The following is a 2244-nucleotide window of genomic DNA, read 5'->3' as shown; positions in this document are numbered from 1 at the left end:
TGCCAACTCGGTGCTTCAGAAATACTGAGTTTGCAGGTTTTGGGGCCGCTTCGCAGCCCAACGGGGATAAATCCCCTCGCCACAATGGGTCTGGAATTAAGACCCAAGTGACCGACGGAGTTCCTCAGGCCAGGCCCAAAACCTTGAACACAAATGCATATTCGAGCGCTACGTCACGTAATCCCTGATAGCGCCCGCTCATGCCGCCATGCCCGGCGCCCAGTTCGGTCTTGAGCAGCAGCACGTTGTCATCGGTCTTGGTTGCGCGCAATTTCGCCACCCACTTGGCTGCCTCCCAATACTGCACACGGCTGTCGTTGTAGCCGGCGATCACCAGCAGTGGCGGATAAGCCTGCGCGGTGACGTTTTCGTACGGCGCGTAAGCCTTGATCCGATCATAGACGTCCGGTTCTTCCGGGTTGCCCCATTCGTCGTATTCGGTGACGGTCAGGGGCAGCTCGGGGTCGAGCATGGTGTTGAGCACGTCGACGAACGGCACTTCGGCAATCGCTACGCCGAACAGATCCGGGCGTTGATTGAGCACCGCGCCGATCAGCAAACCACCGGCGCTGCCGCCGCTGATCGCCAGTTTTTCCGCCGTGGTGATGCCGTTGAGGATCAGAAACTCGGCGCAGGCGATAAAGTCGCTGAAGGTGTTGTGTTTGTGTTCCTGCTTGCCGGCGCGATACCAGGCTTCGCCCAATTCACCACCACCGCGTACGTGAGCGATGGCGAAGGCCATACCGCGATCGAGCAGGCTCAGGCGCGCGTGGGAAAACCACGGATCGAGGCTGGAACCGTAGGCGCCGTAACCGTACAGATACAGCGGCACCGGTTTACCGACCATCTCGCGCTTCATCACCAGACTGATCGGCACCTGCGTGCCGTCCGGGGCGGTGGCCCATAGACGTTGGCTGACATAGGCGTCGGCATCAAATTGGCCGAGTACCGGAGTTTCCTTGAGCACCGTTTGCTCGCCGCTGGCGAGGATCAACTGGCGCACCTGGGCCGGGCGATTCAACGCTTCGTAGCGCAAGCGAATGCGATCGCTCTCGAATTCCAGGCTGTTTTGCACATGCAGACTGTAGGCCGCATCGGGCAACTGCACGCGATACGACGCCTGGCCCTGCGGGTGAACCTCAATGATCGGCAGGCCACCTTCGCGCAGGCTCAAGGTCATCGCCTCTGCGTTGAGGCTGACGCCGTCGAGCATCACATCATCGTTGTGCGGGATCAGGTTCTGCCAGTCGGCCTCGCTTGGCGGCACGCCAGTGTCCGGGGCCTGATACAGAGCGAAGTTGATGCCGTCGCGGTTGGTGCGGATAAACCAGGTCCAGACGCCATCGAGCAGGCCGTGGTCGACGTCGTATTCGTGATCTTCGACCCGTGGCGCCAGGCAGCTGAATGGCAGATGTGGCTGATTGGCGTCCAGCGCCCAGACTTCACTGGTGGTCTTGCTGCCCAGCGACAGCAGCAATTGCTGTTCGGAGCTGGCGCGGTAGCAGTGCAGGAAGAACCGCCCGTCCGGCTCGTGAAAAACCTCTTCGGCGGCAGTGCCGTCGAGGCGATAGCGGAACAGTTTATGCGGGCGATGGGTGTCGTCGAGCACACCGAAAAACAGGGTCAGGCTGTCGTTGGCCCAGGTCATGCTGCCGTCGCAATCCTCGAATTCCAGTTCGCTGACCCTGTCGTTGGACAGCTCTTTGACGAACAGCGTGTAGACCTCATCGCCCGAAGCATCGACGCTGTAGGCCAGGCGCTGGTGATCGGGGCTGATGCTGAAAGCACCGAGCGAGAAGAAGCCGCCATCGGCCAGCGTATTCGGGTCGAGCAGCAATTGTTCGCGGCTTTCATCGAGGGTCAGGCTGTCGTCGGCAGGACGCGGGCAACGGTAGTGCCGGGCGTATTCGTCACCGGCGGTGGTGCGCGTGTAATACAGATACGGGCCCCAAGGCGAGGGCAGGGACAGATCAGTCTCGAGAATCCGGCCCTTGATCTCATTGAACAGGCTTTCGCGCAATTCGGCCTGATCGGCGGTTTGCGCTTCCTGATAAGCGTTTTCAGCCTTGAGGTAGTCGAGCACCGCGTCGGTGTCGCGCTCCTGCAGCCAGGCATACGGGTCGGCGCCGGGCGCCCGCTGGGCAATCGGGGCAGTCATGACATTGGCGGATTCGGGCATGGGAGGCTCTCGGACAATATTCGGATAAAGGTTTCGCGTATTTTGAAACCGCCGCAGAGCCCTGT

General features: G+C 60.9%; 1 protein-coding gene. It reads right to left on the bottom strand.

Features of this window, described 5'->3' with window-relative positions:
• Positions 1–124 precede the first annotated feature (124 nt).
• Complete coding sequence (locus F8N49_RS27325) at positions 125–2179, bottom strand: S9 family peptidase (protein WP_151553278.1); 2055 nt, start codon at positions 2177–2179, stop codon at positions 125–127.
• Between the last annotated feature and the right edge of the window lie 65 nt (positions 2180–2244).

The sequence above is a fragment of the Pseudomonas sp. GXM4 genome (assembly GCF_008923895.1).
In the GTDB taxonomy this organism is placed as follows: domain Bacteria; phylum Pseudomonadota; class Gammaproteobacteria; order Pseudomonadales; family Pseudomonadaceae; genus Aquipseudomonas; species Aquipseudomonas atacamensis.
The sequence above is the reverse complement of the archived record's forward strand: the minus strand, read 5'-3'. Positions and strand labels throughout refer to the sequence as shown.

Bases quoted from the DNA above. Each gene is read 5' to 3' on its own strand.
- F8N49_RS27325 (WP_151553278.1), bottom strand. From the start codon at position 2,179: ATGCCCGAATCCGCCAATGTCATGACTGCCCCGATTGCCCAGCGGGCG.